Source organism: Altererythrobacter ishigakiensis (assembly GCF_001663155.1).
Taxonomy (GTDB): Bacteria; Pseudomonadota; Alphaproteobacteria; order Sphingomonadales; family Sphingomonadaceae; genus Erythrobacter; species Erythrobacter ishigakiensis.
The window spans coordinates 37,329-51,659 of the sequence record NZ_CP015963.1 but is presented as its reverse complement, the minus strand read 5'-3'; the positions used below and the strand labels follow the sequence as shown (position 1 = coordinate 51,659).

Below are 14,331 nucleotides of genomic sequence, written 5' to 3'. Positions count from 1 at the left end.
GCGCGTTCGATCCCCAAACCTCACTAATCCATCGTCACAACAAGCTTGCCCACGGCTTGCCGGTTTTCAAGCTTGGCGATTGCATCACCGCCGCGCTCAAGCGGGAATGTCTCTGAAACCAATGGATCGATCTTGCCGTCCTTCATCATCTGGAACAGCTCTTCCACTTGCTGGCGGAATTTCACCGGTTCACGCGCAGTGAATGCGCCCCAGAAGACACCAGCAATGTCGCAGCTTTTCAGCAGCGTCAGGTTGAGCGGCATCTTGGCGATGCCGGCGGGGAAGCCAACCACCAGGAATTTGCCTTCCCATGCGATAGAGCGCAGCGCAGGCTCCGAATATTGTCCGCCAACAATGTCATAGACGATGTTGGCGCCTTCCGGACCACAAGCCGCCTTGAACGCATTGGCGAGCTCCTTCGATGCGGCCTTGTCCATCTCGGTCTTAGGATAGATTACGACCTCATCGGCACCAGCGTTCTTGGCAACCTCGCCTTTTTCTTCAGAGGATACCGCCGCTACGACGCGCGCACCAAATGCCTTGGCCAACTCGACCGCAGATAGGCCAACGCCGCCTGCCGCGCCCAGAACCAGAACAGTGTCACCTTCCTTGATGTGTCCCCGATCTTTCAGGCCATGAATTGTCGTGCCGTACGTCATCAACAGGCTCGCGGCCTTATCGAACGCGACGCCATCGGGGATGGGGAACATGCGGCCAGCAGGCACCACGACCTTTTCGGCCAGTCCGCCATTGCCGATCCCGGCCATGACATTGTCGCCTACGGAATAGCCTTCCACGCCTTCGCCCACGGCCTCGATCACTCCGGCGATTTCGCCTCCCGGGGAGTAAGGGCGTTCAGGCCTGAACTGGTAAAGGTCACGGATCATCAGCGTGTCGGGATAGTTGATCGCGCAGGCCTTCACATCGACCAGCACTTCGCCCTTGCCCGGCGTCGGAACCTCGACTTCGTCCAGCGTGAGTGTTTCGGGGCCGCCTACGTCATGCGTTCTGAGTGCCTTCATGTCTTAAACCTCTGTTCCTCTCTCGATCCAGGGCATCTGCGCACCCCGGCGTTGTTCGTAATTTGCGATGGCTGCATCGCGGGCCAGTGTCAGCCCAATCTCATCCAGCCCTTCCATCAAGCATTGCTTGCGAAACGGATCGATCTCGAATGTAAATCGATCCTGAAATGGAGTGGTCACGGTCTGGCTTTCCAGATCGATGGTGATTTCGTCTGTCTCTGCAACTTCCAGCAGGCGGTCGACGGCTTCCTGCGGCAGAACCACAGTCAGGATTCCGTTCTTGAACGCATTTCCTGAGAAGATGTCGGAGAAACTCGGCGCAATCACCGCTTTGATGCCTAGGTCGCCCAGCGCCCATGCGGCGTGTTCGCGGCTGGAACCGCAGCCGAAATTGTCGCCTGCGATCAGGATCGGAGAACCGGCATAACGCTCGTCATCGAAGACGTTGTTAGGCTGCGCACGCACGCTTTCAAATGCGCCCTTGCCCAATCCTTCACGCGTGATGGTTTTAAGCCATTCCGCGGGAATGATGACGTCCGTATCAACGTTCTTCGCGCCATAGGGGTATGCGCGCCCTTCGATTTCGCGGACTTTCTCCATTATTTGGCTGACTCCGGAAATGACGGCAATCGATCAAGATGACGCGAGTCGTGCTGGATGATCACCGTTGCATCAAGTGACTTGGCAATAGCGTCAAAGCGATCCATCGAGGCCAATGTGTCAGCTCGATCAGTGTTGAATTGCGGAACTCCGCGATTGGTCACTTGCTCCTCGAAATGGTAGAGGTCTCCGGTGAGCAAGACGTCCCCTGTTTCAGGCAATCTTACCAGAAGGCTGGTGTGACCCGGCGTATGTCCCGGCATCGCCTTCATCTGGACTAAGCCGTCTCCAAACACGTCATGATCCTGTGCAATCGCGGTTACCACAGCGGCGTCGTTGTCAAGCCATGGAGCAAAGGGGCGCGGATCAATCAGTGGATTGGGACCTTCGGCAGCTTTGACCGCTTCCCAATCCGCAGCTCCGATCAAAAGGGTCGCTTCCGGGAAATCTGCGAGCTGGCTCGTATGGTCGAAATGATAATGACTGACAGCTGCGTAATCGATCTGGGAAGGTTCCAGTCCGAGGTCACTCAACTGGTCAACAATCGAACGCTCTACCGAAGCGGTAAAGACGCCTTCGGTATAGCTCGTCCCGACCAGTTCCTTTGATAAACCGGCGTCCCACAACAGGTAAGTGTCACCGTTGCGAATGAGATAGCAGCTGACGACAAGCGTTCTTTCATCACCGTCATAGAGGTGGGCATCGGAGAAAGGCGCGACATCGCTGACTTGGAGCGTGCCGCAATCGAGCCGCCACATTTCAACGACTGCATCGTCTTCAGCGGCAATCGGCGACGAAAGAGACAGAGCAGCGAGTATCGGTAGTAATTTCTTCATGCGTCATTCTCCTCTCTGCACCGGTGTCTTCAGTCTGTTTCGGGCTTCTCGCCAGAAGGGATTGTAGGTTTCGGTTCGTCCTTCTTCTTGCGTTTGTTGGCATAAAGAAGAGCTGCGGCAATTGCGGCGGAACCGATGGCTGCTGCGCCGATGGCGGCTTTGGTTTTCTTAGTCATAGTTTCTTCTTGGGGCTGGGGCGTGAACTTAACAAGACTGGAAACGAACGCAGAGCTATGAAGCTGGCTGCGCGGAGGGCGCGGCGCTCGGCTCATCCTGTGCGACTGTTCCACATTTCATACAAAAACGAAAGAAAGCCATCTTGCGCGTATCGCAAGATTTGCATGTATCGAACAATGTCATACCGCAATGGACGCAGAAGTTCGTCTCTGTTCCTTCCATCTTTGCGATGGGGCGATCACAGCCAGGACATACATTGGATGACATTTTCTTGAATGCTTCATCGTGTGAGACGAGCTTGCGGCGCTCTTCCTCGGCCTTTTGTTCAACCTCTTGCCGCTTGGCGAGATATTGCCGCATGTTCTTGATAAGAAAATGTCCTGCCGCAAAGGTCAGGATTATACCCACCCCGTAACGGACATAACCGCCGTAGCTTGGCAGATAGGGAACAAGCTCGACGAAGAAGACGAAAACAGCTGCCAGAACAAATCCGCGCGAGATCGGCCAGTAGTCTCCCTTGCGCCGTTTCGCCACAAGCCAGGCGGCAAAGCCTAACATCGGCAGGGTAATCAAAAGGCGCAGCGCAAAGATGCGCAACTCTTGCCAAAACTGCGCTCGTTCGAACGCGGGGATGCCGGTTAGTTCGGCTTCGGAGAGTTCGTCGTAGATTGCGTTGGACTTTTGCTCGAGTTCGGTCAGCCCCGACTCAAGTTCGCTGACTGAATTGTTAATCGAGCGTTCGTTCTGTTGAAGCTGTTCGAGTTCTCTGGTTCTGCGAATGACCTCGGGGTCTTGCGTGGGATCCGTTGTAGCCGTGCGCGTCTTTATCCATGCTTCGAATGTCTGTTTGGCCGATTGGGTCTCTGATGCAGCTTGCCGCTGCTGAATCCGGATAAGATCAAGCCGGTCGTTGATCGCTGCTCGCTCTCCGTTGACGCTGGACAATTCACTGCGAAGTTGCGTGACTTCTGGCGTTTCAACGAAATCGCTGCGCTCGATGCGGGTTTCGACTTGAGGAAGATCGCCAATGACCAGGTTGCCAAAACCAACGAGGAAGGCAGCGAAAACAATGGAAATGAGCCACAATACGCCCTTGTAGAGCCTTTCCGGAACCCGAATTCCTTTCATCACATCCATCTCACTGATCCTTCCTAATGGCCAGCCCTACTGCAAGTGGAATCGCATCCCTTCAATGACGGGGCCATTCACTTAATCGAATTTTCGCACATCGGTGAGATGTCCGGCAACGGCTGCCGCAGCTGCCATTGCTGGTGAAACAAGGTGCGTGCGCGCGCCGGGACCTTGGCGGCCGACAAAGTTACGGTTGCTGGTTGAGGCACAGCGCTCACCCGGTGGAACCTTGTCAGGATTCATTCCCAGGCAGGCCGAGCAACCCGGCTCGCGCCATTCAAAGCCAGCGTCCCTGAAAATCCGATCCAATCCCTCGTCTTCGGCCATCGCTTTCACCAGACCGGACCCGGGCACGACAATGGCCCACTTGACATTGTCTGCCTTTGTGCGGCCTTCCAGTATTTTGGCGGCGGCGCGCAAGTCCTCGATCCGGCTATTCGTGCAGCTCCCAATGAAGATGTTTTCGACCGGAATATCCTCGATCCGCTGCCCCGGCGTCAGCCCCATATACTCCAGGCTCTTGGCGGCTGCTTGCTGTTTAGACGGATCGGCGAAACTGGCAGGATCGGGCACAATGCCGCCAATTGCGACGGTATCTTCCGGGCTGGTGCCCCAAGTGACGGTTGGCTCCACTTCGCTCGCGTCGATTGTGACCGACTTGTCGAATTGAGCGCCTTCATCGCTGTGCAGCGTTTTCCAATAAGAAACGGCTTCGTCCCATTCCGCCCCCTTGGGCGCCAGCGGACGCCCTTTGAGATAACGGAAAACAGTTTCATCGGGCGCGATCAGGCCCGCGCGGGCGCCCGCCTCAATGCTCATGTTGCAGACAGTGAGGCGTTCTTCGACGCTCATCTGTTCGAACACGGGACCGCGATACTCGATGACGTATCCGGTGCCACCGGCCGCACCAATTGTACCGATGATGTGCAGGATCAAGTCCTTGGCAGTTACCCCTGCACCAAGCTCTCCCTCCACCCGCACTTCCATCGATTTCGAGCGTTTAAGCTGCAGTGTCTGCGTTGCCAGCACATGCTCGACTTCGCTGGTGCCGATACCGAAAGCAAGGGCGCCGATCCCACCGTGGCTGGCAGTATGCGAATCCCCGCACACGATAGTTGTACCAGGTAGTGAAAAGCCTTGCTCCGGCCCCACCACATGCACGATGCCTTGTGCAGCCGCTGTCGCGTCGATGTAGCGGATACCGAAAGCAGGCGCATTGGCCTCCAAGGCAGCTAGCTGCTGCGCGCTCATCGGGTCTGCGATGGGGATCCTGTTGCCGTCTTTGTCCAAACGCGCGGTCGTTGGCAGATTGTGGTCCGGCACAGCCAACGTCAGGTCGGGTCGGCGCACTTTGCGTCCCTGCAGTCGCAGTGCTTCAAACGCCTGCGGGCTTGTCACTTCGTGGACCAGATGCCGATCAATGTAGATCAGCGACGTCCCGTCATCGCGTGTTTCGACGACGTGTGCGTCCCAGATCTTTTCGTAGAATGTGCGGGGTTTGCTAGCCATTGGGATGTCCTCTTATCAATGCGATTAGCGGCCTATCGGCAACACTGGCAAGCCAGATGAACTCCACGAAATGATTAGTCATGGAAAGGAAAGATTTAAGTGATTAACTGACACTCATGTCAGCAACGCCTTTTGCCTTTCCGATCAAAGTCCTTCCTGAAGATATCGATTTCATGGGGCACGTGAACAATGCGCGATACTTGAATTGGGTACAGGACGCGGTTCTGGCGCACTGGCAAAAGCTTGCCCCGGCAGAAGATGTGGCGAGCAAGGCATGGGTCGCGCTGAAGCATGAGATTACCTATCGCAAGCCTGCATTCCTTGAAGATGATGTAATTGCGCAAACCGTGCTTGAGCATTTTCAGGGCGCGCGCGCGTTCTACAAAACAGTCATCAGCCGCGGTGAAGAAGTGCTGGCTGAGGTGCAATCCAGCTGGTGCTGCATCGACGCGCAGACTTTGCGCCCGGCAAAGATTGGCGAGCATTTGCGCGAGTTCTTTTTTCCTGAGGGCTAATGCCCTATAGGGCGTCCACCGTGTCGCATCCCATGAAACTTCCTTCCCGAAATTCACAACGCCTCCTCGGTCTTGTGCTGGCGGCGTTGATCGCAGGGTCGTGGCTGGGCATTCATTTCTACGCGATGTTCGTTTTTGAGCTGAGCTGGCAAGCTTGGCCGCAGGTCCTGCTGATGGCTACGCTGCAATGCTGGCTCTCAGTGGGTGTCTTCATCGTATGCCATGACGCGATGCATGGTTCCCTCGCGCCCGGCTGGCAAAGAGTTAATTCCGCACTCGGTGCAATCCTGTTGTTCCTCTATGCAGGCTTTGCGTGGAGAAAGATACGCGACGCGCATTTCGCGCATCACAAGCATACCGGGAAAGATGGGGATCCTGATTTCGACACAGCTAATCCGACGCACTTCTGGGCATGGTACTGGACCTTCTTCAAGCGGTATTTCGGCTGGCAGTCCTTACTTTACGTCCACATGGTAGTGGGCATTTATCTTTTCGTTTTTGGCATCCCGTTCATGCAGATATTCCTGCTTTATGGAGCGCCTGCTTTGCTGTCATCTCTGCAGCTGTTTTACTTTGGCACCTATCGTCCGCATCGTCATTTGGGTGAGTCGTTCGCTGACGGGCACAATGCGCGCTCTGACAATTTCAGCACGCTGGCAAGCCTCGCCAGCTGTTTCCATTTCGGCTATCATCTAGAACATCACCGCCGTCCTGATGTGCCCTGGTGGGCATTGCCTGGCGCGCGGCGTGCAGGAGTAGCCGCATGAGCTGGTGGGAAATCATCGCAATCGTTTTGGCCGCGCTGCTCGGCATGGAATTCTTTGCCTGGTATGCCCACAAATACATCATGCACGGCTGGGGCTGGGAGTGGCATCGTGACCATCATGAGCCGCATGACAATACCCTGGAAAAGAATGACCTGTTCGCTGTCGTCTTCGGCACGATCAATGCCGCGATGTATATTTACGGTGCGCTCTATTCGGATGCGCTATGGTGGTTTGCGCTGGGAATCACGCTTTATGGCGTGATCTACACACTGGTTCACGACGGGCTCGTGCATCAACGTTATTTCCGCTGGGTGCCTAAGAAAGGCTATGCCAAACGGCTTGTGCAGGCACACAAACTACACCACGCCACAATCGGCAAGGAAGGTGGGGTCAGCTTCGGCTTTGTTTTCGCGCGTGATCCGGTGAAGCTCAAGGCTGAGCTGAAAGAACAGCGCAAGGCGGGCATTGCGAAGGTGCGTGAAGCAGATTTGAGTTAAGTCTAGCCAAGCTTTTTCCGGTAGTGTTCGAATAAGGTGTCCGTGCCGAATTCGGGTGTCGCCGCTTCGTCATACCGTCCGGTTTTCTCGTCCCAAACCAGCATGCTCTCCGTCGCGTAATAACGACCGATCTTGGCATATTCAGCCTTTGCGGCCGCGCGCTTTGATGCGAGGCCCGCAAGGCTGAGCGCACCGATGATTACATTCATCAGCGCAATGGGCACGCGGCGATAGCGCGGTTCTTGTCCCGTCAACCGGAACAAGTCCTCACCCTGCTGCAGAGGCGTGATCGCAGGGCCCGGCCCACCGACAGGCAGGATGCGGTTGCGGCGCTCCGGGTCATTGATACAGCCCACGACAAAGCGGGCCAGATCGCGATCACTGATCGGCTTGCAACGCGTTAGCTCGCCATTGCCGAACAGCAGATAGGGATTGCCTGATCTCACGCGTGCGATCTGACCAGACAGCGATTTGAAGAAAGCCGTGGGGCGTACAATGGAGTACGTGAGACCGCTTTCGATCAGCTCCTTCTCGAACGCGAGCTTGGCGTGTTGAAATGCCAGTTTGGGCTTTTGCACACAGATTGCAGACAACAGTATGAAATGTTTTACGCCGCTTGTTTGTGCAGCCTTCAGTATGTCGCTGTTTGCTTGGTAGTCCACCCTCCAGGCGTCTTCTGGCGTACCGGTGCGCGATGCCATGCAGGAGATCGCGACATCGAATTCCTCGCGCTCAAATACATCCGCAAGGGCGTCAGGCTTGACGCTGTATTCAGCGAGATCCTCCGGCATTTTGCTGGAGCTTCGCAGGACACAAACAAAGTCGAGGCCGCCCAGTCGCAGCTCTTTTCCTACAGCTCTCCCTATCGTGCCGCTGGCACCGAACAGAACAACGCGTTTACTCATTGCGAGTCCAGATCCACGTGCCGCCGATTGCCAGTATGGCAAGCGACAAGAAGACCCAAGGGGTGCCCAATGTGAGCCAGGTGAAGCCCACTCCCACGCTCAATGCTCCCACAGCCATAATCTTGGCGCGACGGTTGATCGCGCGTCGTTCTCGCCAATCACGGACCTGCGGGCCCCAATGTGGATGATCCAGTATCTTTTGCTCCCAGGCGGGATTGCTGCGGGCAAAGCAGAACACCGCGATCAGCAAGAAAGGTACTGTAGGCATGATTGGCAAGAATGCGCCAATCGCAGCGAGGCCGGTCGCGATTATCCCTCCCGCAGCATAAAGCGGGCGCATGTCAGATCGCCCGATCAGGCATTGGCGAGCCGTGCGGCGTGCTCGCGCACCAATGCGATCATGTTTGGCACACCTTGTGTACGATTGGAGGACAGCTGGTTCTTGAGGTCAAACGGCACGAGTGCTGCGGCAATATCCAATTGCGCTACTTCGCTGGCCGGCTTGTCTTGGACTGCAGAAATGACCAGAGCCACGATCCCCTTGGTGATCGCCGCATTGCTGTCTGCCATGAAGTGTAGTTTACCTTCGCGGTCGGTGGGATAGACCCATACGCTGGCGGAACAACCGCGCACCAAGGTCGCATCGGTTTTAAGCGCGTCAGGCATCGGTTCCAGCTCGCGGCCCAGCTCGATCAGAAGGCGGTAACGTTCGTCGCCTTCAAGGAATTCATATTCTTCGTAGATATCGTCAAGCGGTCTCATAGATTGCGCACTTAAGCGCTTTGGCTCACAAATCCACCCCGCTTGCGATGGCTTCCAGCTTCTTGATGCGCTCCTTCAGGTCGGCAATCTCAATCCGGGCCGCACTATTGCCTACGCCGCCTTCAATCTCGCCAGAAGAACTTTCGAGCTCGCGCTGTTTAAGCGCCAACCAGCTGTGCCATGCCTTTAGCAGGGCAAATGCAACTATACACAGGCCCACTAGCGATGCCGCAGCGATGATCATAGTTGGTTCAAACATTTCCCTCATGTCCTCCGTGAACCTGCGGCCTTAGCCGTCCTGTTTATTCGGCTTGCCGCGCAAGCTTTCAATCTCGTCCGCGATGGCGCGCGCTTCGCGGCCATCGACTGTAATCCGTTCGAGCACCTTCACACGCTCGCGGAGCTCTTGCAGCTCCCTCTGCGCCTCTTCGTCGCGAGTAGCGTTGCCATTGGTTGACTGATCTTCAACTCGCCTATGATTTCGCGAGCGCAAAACGCTTGCAATTGAGCCAATGAGAACAATCAGCACAATGGCAGTCCAGAAACTCATCGTGCCGCCTCCTGCTGGTTGGCTCGCGCAGTGGCTAGGTCGTCGATCTCCTGCAAGTCTCGCAGCTGCTCAATTTGAAGCGCGAGATCCTGCTTGCCGTCAGTTGCTATACGTTCAAGCACGCGGACACGCTCCTCAAGCTTGCGGTATTCTGCTTGGTCACTGCTTGTCTTGCCGGCTTTCGCTTCTTCAGCGCGAGCTAGCAATTCCAACTTGCGCTCTTCATGTTCGATAGCTCGGCGATGCGAACGAGCAGCGAAGGGGAACACGATCATGCAAACTATCAGTACGAAGCCAAATATGGTGATCAGGTCCCAATCCATCAGTTTACGTCCTTTTCGGTCGTTTCTTGACGCAGGCGGTCAATCTCATGGGTCAACTGATATCCACTGTCGGTCACAATACGCTCGACGTTGGCAAGCCGGTCTTTCATTGAACCGAGCTCTGCGCGCAGTTGCGCATTTTCCTGGCTTAGCAATTTCACCCGTTCGACAGCCTCGCCATCGTTCTTCGGGTAGATCGCTTTGCCCCAGCTGTTTTCCAGCGGATAGCCCATCTTCATTCGCATCCAGCTGTTCACTATCCAGCCGCCTGTTATGATTGCGACGCCAACGATGATAGCTGTCTCGGTTAATGGAAACATTATGTGCGCTCCTTGCTTGCCATGTCGATAGGTACACCTCTGTCGGGGTGTTCTACTGCGCGCGTGTCGCGAAGCGCTTCTATTTGCGTGGCTACATCATATCCCTTGTCAGTGACGATGCGCTCGAGCACCTGAACGCGATCTTCGAGGCGCTGAACCTGGCTCGCATACTGCGCCGCTTTTTCTGCAGTATGCTCAGCAGTCGCACTGATCTCCATTTCAGCGATCTTCTGTTTGTGCTTGGACCAGATTGCGACCATCGGGATGGTACATCCGAAAATGATCGCAATTATCGGAATTAGTTCACCGGGCAAATTTCCCTCCCCTGTCTGGCGTGCTCGTCCTTAGCGCAGGCGCTCGATCTCTGCGGTCAGCCGCGGATTGCTGCTCACGTAGTGATGCTCAACGGCTGCCAACCGGCGATCGACGTCGCGGAAGCGCGCACGGATTTCGCGGGCGGTACGCTTCGGGCTTTGGCGAACGCGCTGCCAATACTGCTGCTCTTCCTTGTCGACATAGAGATGCGGCGGCTTCTTGCTGAGCAAGAGACCCGCGACGAAATAAGCCGGTAGCAAGATTGGCGCGACAGTGAACAGCAGGATCAAGAAACCCAGACGAACCCACAGCGCGTTGACACCAGTGTAGTCAGCGATCCCAGCGCAAACACCCATCAATTTGGCATTGTGCTTATCGCGGTAAAGCGTGGTGCGGGGGCTATTCACTGTGCGGTTCCTTTCTTGTCGGCAATCAGGCGGTCGAGCTCGCGCAACTGCTGATTATCCTGTTCCAGATCGGCCTGGATGCGCTTGGGCTGGAATTCAGGGTTGTCGCTGGCAACTAGGCGCTCGACCGTATCCATTCGGTCATCCAGCCGCTTTGCCAGCTGATAGAGTTCATCCAGCAGAACTTCATCATCGGTTGTGATGGTCGCGGCAGTCTTCCATTTGGTAATGTAATGGAGGACCAACCACGGCAGGCCAATAAAAAGTAACGGTATAACTACAAATTCCGGATCCACGACTTAGTCCCCTTTCTTGTCGGCGCCATCTTTGCCCAGCGCTTTCTTCATCTGCTCAAGTTCATCGTCGATTGCATCAGCGCCTTCGAGTGCGGCGATTTCGTCTGACAGGCTCGGCCCGCCGGTCTGATCGGCAATGCTCAATGCTTCCGCGCGGCCTTCGGCGTAATCAACGCGGCGTTCCAGTTGGTCGAAGCGTGACAGCGCTTCGTCCGTACGCTCAGTGCTCATCAGCGTGCGGAGCTTGACGCGGTTCTCGGCACTTTCGAGGCGTGCTGCGATCGCGGTCTGGCGGCTACGTGCCTCACGCAGGCGATGCTGCAGTTTCTGGATGTCTTCCTCGTAGGCACGAAGCGCATCGTCCAGTACGCCTATCTCCTGCTTGAGCTGGTCGGCCATGTCAGAGGCCTTTTTCTTCTCGACCAGAGCTGCACGAGCAAGATCTTCGCGATCCTTGCTCAGCGCCAACTGTGCTTTCTCGCCCCAGTCAGCCTGCAGCCGGTCGAGCTTCACGACGTGGCGGTGCATTTCCTTTTGGTCCGCGATGGTACGCGCCGCGCTGGCGCGTACTTCCACCAGGGTTTCTTCCATCTCGAGGATGATCATGCGGATCATCTTGGCCGGATCATCGGCCTTATCGAGCATGTCATTGAAGTTGGCGGCGATGATGTCGCGGGTCCGACTGAAAATCCCCATAAAGGCTACTCCGTTGAAAAAATTCTCTTCTTCATTCGAACGCCCATTTGATTGAGTGGGAGTCGGGCTCTGGCGCAGGCGTTCGATTTCTGCATCGAGCCGCGAGCGCTTCTTGGGGCGCTCGGGGGAAAGGGGTTGGACCGGAGGCGTGGCGCGCGGACTGGAGTGCGCGCCTTCGGACTTGCTCGCGGGGGGGACTGAGCTCTCCGGTCCAAAGGGGTTATTTTTGTCAGGCTTGGTCATGCCATCTCGACCAGCACACCGCTCGCCATCGGTGTGGCGGCAACGGCGGGCGCGATCTGCATCTGCGTGCTAAGCGCGACGAACAAAGCCATCGCAGCGACGCTGGCAACTGAAGCCTTGCCAAGCTTGCTCTGGATGAATTCGCGATTGAACATTTTTCTAAACTCCCTTGCGGTATGCTTAGGAATCTGCAAGTGGTGTGCCAAACTTAAAAAATGCTTCTAAAACAATGGTATGGAATTTTCGGCCAAGAGACCGATTGGTTTCTCTTGCCAACAGTTGGTGTTTTTTCCTACAGGTTGGGTAATGGAGCGTGAGAATCAATTTATTGGCCAGTCCGGGGCCTTTCTGGACGCCGTTGAGCGAGCTTCTAGAGCCGCGCCCATGGATCGTCCTGTCCTCGTCATTGGCGAGCGCGGAACTGGCAAGGAATTAATCGCCGAGCGCCTTCACCGCCTATCTCCGCGTTGGGGAGAGCCGCTGGTGACTATGAATTGTGCGGCCCTGCCTGAAACGCTGATCGAAGCCGAATTGTTTGGCCACGAAGCTGGAGCATTTACCGGTGCTACCAAAGCGCGCACAGGAAGGTTTGAAGAAGCCGACAAAGGCACGCTATTTCTCGACGAACTGGGCACTCTATCGATGGGTGCACAAGAACGGCTGCTGCGCGCAGTTGAGTATGGCGAAGTCACCCGCATCGGTTCTTCGCGTCCGATCCGCGTTGATGTACGAATTGTCGCAGCGACCAACGATGATCTGCCTGCGCTTGCCGAGCAAGGCGAGTTTCGCGCTGACTTGCTCGATCGCTTGAGCTTTGAAGTTATCACCTTACCGCCGCTGCGGGTTCGCGACGGTGACGTGGATGTCTTGGCAGATTACTTTGGAAGACGGATGGCCGCTGAACTGCATTGGGAAGGCTGGCCTGGATTTGCTGATCACGTGCGGCGCCAGCTTGATGAATATGCATGGCCGGGCAATGTCCGCGAGCTGCGCAATGTGGTTGAGCGCGCGGTTTACCGTTGGGACAATTGGGACGAGCCGATCGCGCATGTCCAGTTCGATCCGTTCGACAGCCCATGGAAGCCCTTTACCCCTGCGCATCGCAAGCCAGCCGCGCACACAACAAAGGCGGAACCAAAACCTACGGGCACAGAAACTGCGCACAAAGCAGCTTTGGCCACCGAGCTTGAGAATGTGGATGATCTGCGCGCTGCGGTGGATGCGCATGAGCGCTCAATCGTAGAGCATGCTCTGGGTAAACATCGCTGGAACCAGCGCCAGACGGCCAAGGCGCTGGGCCTGACTTATGATCAGCTGCGCCACTGCATCAAGAAACATGATCTGATGCAGGAAAAAGAGGCAGATGGTTAAATCCAATTAGCATTGCCTGATAAGCACAGCGGTTAGGCTGTCATTACCCCTTTGCGCGCCAAGACTTTCCCGGCGCGGGTTTGGCGTATTCCAGCAAGGGGCAAACGGATTATGAAATTGGGCAAAAAACTGGCAGCAGCATCAGTGGGGCTGAGCATTTCGGCGGTTCTGGCGGCACCGGTGCTCGCGAACCATTCCTGGAGCACATATCACTGGGTGCGGACCAGCAACGAGATCACCGTTCCCGTAATTGACAACACCACCGGCATTTGGGCCCTGCGCAATCACACCGGGATTGCGGTGGCTGATTGGAACGTCTCACCATATATTGAAGCGCCGCTGGTTCGCGGCAATGCGGATCCTGCTTGTGCTATCGTTCGCGATGAGATCAATGTCTGCAATGATGACTACGGTTCTGTTGGGTGGCTTGGTCTTGCCCGCATAACTATCTCCAGCGGGCATATCACCGGCGGGGCAACGCTGCTGAATGATTATTATTTCAATCAGGATCGGTACAATAACGATACTTGGCGCCAGCTGGTCACCTGTCAGGAGATCGGCCACGACTATGGGCTGGGTCACCAGAACGAGAATTTCAGCACGGATGTGACGACGTCCTGCATGGAGTATACCAGCCAGCCGGCGGGCAATGAAGGCCCAGATGCGCATGACTATGAACAGTTGGCACTGATCTATGCGCATAGTGAAGGCGGAGACACCGGTGATGGTGGCGGTGGTGGAAAGCCTGGAAAGGGCGGAGGCAATGGCGGCGGCAAAGGCGGCGGCAAGGGAAAGAAGTTTGGTCTGGGAAATACCCCGAAGGACTGGGGGCGCCCGACCGACTACGATGGCGATGGTCGTCCCAACGTTTTCGTTCGCGAGATGGATGGCGCACTGGTAGTCACGCATGTCACCTGGGCCATTGGTGAAGGTCCGGAGGGCGGCAATCACCATCACGATGGTGAACACCACTAATATTCATTTCAAGGTTCGGTACCTGAGGGGCTGGCCGTATGGCTGGCCCCTTTCTTGTACAGCGTCTCGGGTTTGGTTGCCAATATTTGCACGCCAAGGGCGCCGGGTGTACAG

The 14,331-nt window shown here is 56.1% G+C and carries 23 protein-coding genes; 5 read left to right on the top strand and 18 right to left on the bottom strand.

Features of this window, described 5'->3' with window-relative positions; all coding sequences use genetic code 11:
- Window positions 1-23: 23 nt before the first annotated feature.
- From A6F69_RS00280 to leuC, 6 genes are all read right to left on the bottom strand, one after another.
- Window positions 24-1,022, bottom strand: a complete 999-nt coding sequence (locus A6F69_RS00280; protein ID WP_067596424.1) for an NADPH:quinone oxidoreductase family protein — start codon at window positions 1,020-1,022, stop codon at window positions 24-26.
- 3 nt (window positions 1,023-1,025) lie between these two features.
- Window positions 1,026-1,622: a 3-isopropylmalate dehydratase small subunit gene (gene leuD / locus A6F69_RS00275; RefSeq protein WP_067596423.1), complete on the bottom strand. Its 597-nt coding sequence runs from the start codon at window positions 1,620-1,622 to the stop codon at window positions 1,026-1,028.
- Entirely contained in the window at window positions 1,622-2,458 is an 837-nt protein-coding gene (locus A6F69_RS00270) for an N-acyl homoserine lactonase family protein (protein ID WP_067596422.1), read from the bottom strand. Before A6F69_RS00270 ends, leuD begins: the two co-directional genes overlap by 1 nt.
- A 29-nt stretch (window positions 2,459-2,487) precedes the next feature.
- The gene (locus A6F69_RS00265) at window positions 2,488-2,634 is read right to left on the bottom strand and encodes an isopropylmalate isomerase (RefSeq protein WP_067596421.1); all 147 of its coding nucleotides are present in this window, start codon (window positions 2,632-2,634) and stop codon (window positions 2,488-2,490) included.
- Window positions 2,635-2,689: 55 nt separating this feature from the next.
- Window positions 2,690-3,772 (bottom strand): zinc ribbon domain-containing protein, encoded by a 1,083-nt coding sequence (locus A6F69_RS00260; protein ID WP_245638254.1) that lies wholly within the window; start codon window positions 3,770-3,772, stop codon window positions 2,690-2,692.
- Window positions 3,773-3,844: 72 nt separating this feature from the next.
- A complete protein-coding gene (gene leuC, locus A6F69_RS00255; protein WP_067596420.1) occupies window positions 3,845-5,275 on the bottom strand; it encodes a 3-isopropylmalate dehydratase large subunit in 1,431 nt (476 codons plus the stop codon).
- Window positions 5,276-5,391: 116 nt separating this feature from the next.
- Between leuC and A6F69_RS00250 the strand changes: the two genes are divergently transcribed.
- Genes A6F69_RS00250 through A6F69_RS00240 form a run of 3 tightly spaced genes read left to right on the top strand, consistent with a single transcriptional unit; the run spans window position 5,392 to window position 7,054 of the window.
- Window positions 5,392-5,790, top strand: coding sequence for an acyl-CoA thioesterase (locus A6F69_RS00250; protein WP_067596419.1), 399 nt, complete (start codon window positions 5,392-5,394; stop codon window positions 5,788-5,790).
- A 32-nt stretch (window positions 5,791-5,822) separates the two neighbouring features.
- Window positions 5,823-6,557: a fatty acid desaturase gene (locus tag A6F69_RS00245; protein WP_067596418.1), complete on the top strand. Its 735-nt coding sequence runs from the start codon at window positions 5,823-5,825 to the stop codon at window positions 6,555-6,557.
- Window positions 6,554-7,054 (top strand): sterol desaturase family protein, encoded by a 501-nt coding sequence (locus A6F69_RS00240; RefSeq protein WP_067596417.1) that lies wholly within the window; start codon window positions 6,554-6,556, stop codon window positions 7,052-7,054. The genes A6F69_RS00245 and A6F69_RS00240 overlap by 4 nt, the downstream gene beginning before the upstream one ends.
- Window positions 7,055-7,056: 2 nt before the next feature.
- On the opposite strand, the gene A6F69_RS00235 is transcribed toward A6F69_RS00240, so the two are convergent.
- The 12 genes from A6F69_RS00235 to A6F69_RS13105 form a co-directional block, all read right to left on the bottom strand.
- On the bottom strand, window positions 7,057-7,959 hold the full coding sequence (locus A6F69_RS00235) for an NAD(P)H-binding protein (protein WP_067596416.1): 903 nt from the start codon (window positions 7,957-7,959) through the stop codon (window positions 7,057-7,059).
- On the bottom strand, window positions 7,952-8,299 hold the full coding sequence (locus tag A6F69_RS00230; RefSeq protein ID WP_067596415.1) for a YbaN family protein: 348 nt from the start codon (window positions 8,297-8,299) through the stop codon (window positions 7,952-7,954). The genes A6F69_RS00235 and A6F69_RS00230 overlap by 8 nt, the downstream gene beginning before the upstream one ends.
- A gap of 14 nt (window positions 8,300-8,313) precedes the next feature.
- The gene (locus A6F69_RS00225; protein WP_067596414.1) at window positions 8,314-8,721 is read right to left on the bottom strand and encodes a SufE family protein; all 408 of its coding nucleotides are present in this window, start codon (window positions 8,719-8,721) and stop codon (window positions 8,314-8,316) included.
- A 25-nt stretch (window positions 8,722-8,746) separates the two neighbouring features.
- Entirely contained in the window at window positions 8,747-8,980 is a 234-nt protein-coding gene (locus tag A6F69_RS00220; protein ID WP_067596413.1) for a hypothetical protein, read from the bottom strand.
- A 30-nt stretch (window positions 8,981-9,010) separates the two neighbouring features.
- A complete protein-coding gene (locus A6F69_RS00215) occupies window positions 9,011-9,271 on the bottom strand; it encodes a hypothetical protein (RefSeq protein ID WP_067596412.1) in 261 nt (86 codons plus the stop codon).
- Window positions 9,268-9,594 carry a hypothetical protein gene (locus A6F69_RS00210; RefSeq protein WP_067596411.1) on the bottom strand — a complete coding sequence of 109 codons (327 nt, stop codon included), beginning with the start codon at window positions 9,592-9,594 and terminating at the stop codon, window positions 9,268-9,270. Before A6F69_RS00210 ends, A6F69_RS00215 begins: the two co-directional genes overlap by 4 nt.
- Window positions 9,594-9,914, bottom strand: a complete 321-nt coding sequence (locus A6F69_RS00205; protein ID WP_067596410.1) for a hypothetical protein — start codon at window positions 9,912-9,914, stop codon at window positions 9,594-9,596. Before A6F69_RS00205 ends, A6F69_RS00210 begins: the two co-directional genes overlap by 1 nt.
- The gene (locus A6F69_RS00200) at window positions 9,914-10,174 is read right to left on the bottom strand and encodes a hypothetical protein (protein WP_067596409.1); all 261 of its coding nucleotides are present in this window, start codon (window positions 10,172-10,174) and stop codon (window positions 9,914-9,916) included. The genes A6F69_RS00205 and A6F69_RS00200 overlap by 1 nt, the downstream gene beginning before the upstream one ends.
- Window positions 10,175-10,258: 84 nt before the next feature.
- The gene (pspC, locus tag A6F69_RS00195) at window positions 10,259-10,636 is read right to left on the bottom strand and encodes an envelope stress response membrane protein PspC (RefSeq protein WP_067596408.1); all 378 of its coding nucleotides are present in this window, start codon (window positions 10,634-10,636) and stop codon (window positions 10,259-10,261) included.
- Window positions 10,633-10,932 carry an envelope stress response membrane protein PspB gene (gene pspB / locus A6F69_RS00190; protein ID WP_067596407.1) on the bottom strand — a complete coding sequence of 100 codons (300 nt, stop codon included), beginning with the start codon at window positions 10,930-10,932 and terminating at the stop codon, window positions 10,633-10,635. Before pspB ends, pspC begins: the two co-directional genes overlap by 4 nt.
- Before the next feature lie 3 nt (window positions 10,933-10,935).
- Window positions 10,936-11,715, bottom strand: a complete 780-nt coding sequence (gene pspA / locus A6F69_RS00185) for a phage shock protein PspA (protein WP_067602083.1) — start codon at window positions 11,713-11,715, stop codon at window positions 10,936-10,938.
- Window positions 11,716-11,867: 152 nt separating this feature from the next.
- Complete coding sequence (locus A6F69_RS13105) at window positions 11,868-12,026, bottom strand: hypothetical protein (RefSeq protein WP_169816526.1); 159 nt, start codon at window positions 12,024-12,026, stop codon at window positions 11,868-11,870.
- 151 nt (window positions 12,027-12,177) lie between these two features.
- On the opposite strand from A6F69_RS13105, the gene pspF reads away from it, so the two are divergent.
- Both pspF and A6F69_RS13155 read left to right on the top strand, forming a co-directional pair.
- Entirely contained in the window at window positions 12,178-13,242 is a 1,065-nt protein-coding gene (gene pspF, locus A6F69_RS00180) for a phage shock protein operon transcriptional activator (RefSeq protein WP_067596406.1), read from the top strand.
- Window positions 13,243-13,353: 111 nt separating this feature from the next.
- Window positions 13,354-14,217, top strand: coding sequence for a hypothetical protein (locus tag A6F69_RS13155; RefSeq protein WP_067596405.1), 864 nt, complete (start codon window positions 13,354-13,356; stop codon window positions 14,215-14,217).
- Window positions 14,218-14,331 lie beyond the last annotated feature (114 nt).

Coding starts and splice junctions, on each gene's coding strand:
- A6F69_RS00220 (WP_067596413.1), bottom strand. CDS start 8,980: ATGTTTGAACCAACTATGATCATCGCTGCGGCATCGCTAGTGGGCCTG.
- leuD (WP_067596423.1), bottom strand. CDS start 1,622: ATGGAGAAAGTCCGCGAAATCGAAGGGCGCGCATACCCCTATGGCGCG.
- A6F69_RS00210 (WP_067596411.1), bottom strand. CDS start 9,594: ATGGATTGGGACCTGATCACCATATTTGGCTTCGTACTGATAGTTTGC.
- pspF (WP_067596406.1), top strand. CDS start 12,178: ATGGAGCGTGAGAATCAATTTATTGGCCAGTCCGGGGCCTTTCTGGAC.
- A6F69_RS00260 (WP_245638254.1), bottom strand. CDS start 3,772: ATGGATGTGATGAAAGGAATTCGGGTTCCGGAAAGGCTCTACAAGGGC.
- A6F69_RS00235 (WP_067596416.1), bottom strand. CDS start 7,959: ATGAGTAAACGCGTTGTTCTGTTCGGTGCCAGCGGCACGATAGGGAGA.
- A6F69_RS00230 (WP_067596415.1), bottom strand. CDS start 8,299: ATGCGCCCGCTTTATGCTGCGGGAGGGATAATCGCGACCGGCCTCGCT.
- A6F69_RS00270 (WP_067596422.1), bottom strand. CDS start 2,458: ATGAAGAAATTACTACCGATACTCGCTGCTCTGTCTCTTTCGTCGCCG.
- A6F69_RS13105 (WP_169816526.1), bottom strand. CDS start 12,026: ATGTTCAATCGCGAATTCATCCAGAGCAAGCTTGGCAAGGCTTCAGTT.
- A6F69_RS00250 (WP_067596419.1), top strand. CDS start 5,392: ATGTCAGCAACGCCTTTTGCCTTTCCGATCAAAGTCCTTCCTGAAGAT.
- A6F69_RS13155 (WP_067596405.1), top strand. CDS start 13,354: ATGAAATTGGGCAAAAAACTGGCAGCAGCATCAGTGGGGCTGAGCATT.
- A6F69_RS00245 (WP_067596418.1), top strand. CDS start 5,823: ATGAAACTTCCTTCCCGAAATTCACAACGCCTCCTCGGTCTTGTGCTG.
- A6F69_RS00225 (WP_067596414.1), bottom strand. CDS start 8,721: ATGAGACCGCTTGACGATATCTACGAAGAATATGAATTCCTTGAAGGC.
- A6F69_RS00200 (WP_067596409.1), bottom strand. CDS start 10,174: ATGGTCGCAATCTGGTCCAAGCACAAACAGAAGATCGCTGAAATGGAG.
- leuC (WP_067596420.1), bottom strand. CDS start 5,275: ATGGCTAGCAAACCCCGCACATTCTACGAAAAGATCTGGGACGCACAC.
- A6F69_RS00280 (WP_067596424.1), bottom strand. CDS start 1,022: ATGAAGGCACTCAGAACGCATGACGTAGGCGGCCCCGAAACACTCACG.
- A6F69_RS00205 (WP_067596410.1), bottom strand. CDS start 9,914: ATGTTTCCATTAACCGAGACAGCTATCATCGTTGGCGTCGCAATCATA.
- A6F69_RS00265 (WP_067596421.1), bottom strand. CDS start 2,634: ATGACTAAGAAAACCAAAGCCGCCATCGGCGCAGCAGCCATCGGTTCC.
- A6F69_RS00240 (WP_067596417.1), top strand. CDS start 6,554: ATGAGCTGGTGGGAAATCATCGCAATCGTTTTGGCCGCGCTGCTCGGC.
- A6F69_RS00215 (WP_067596412.1), bottom strand. CDS start 9,271: ATGAGTTTCTGGACTGCCATTGTGCTGATTGTTCTCATTGGCTCAATT.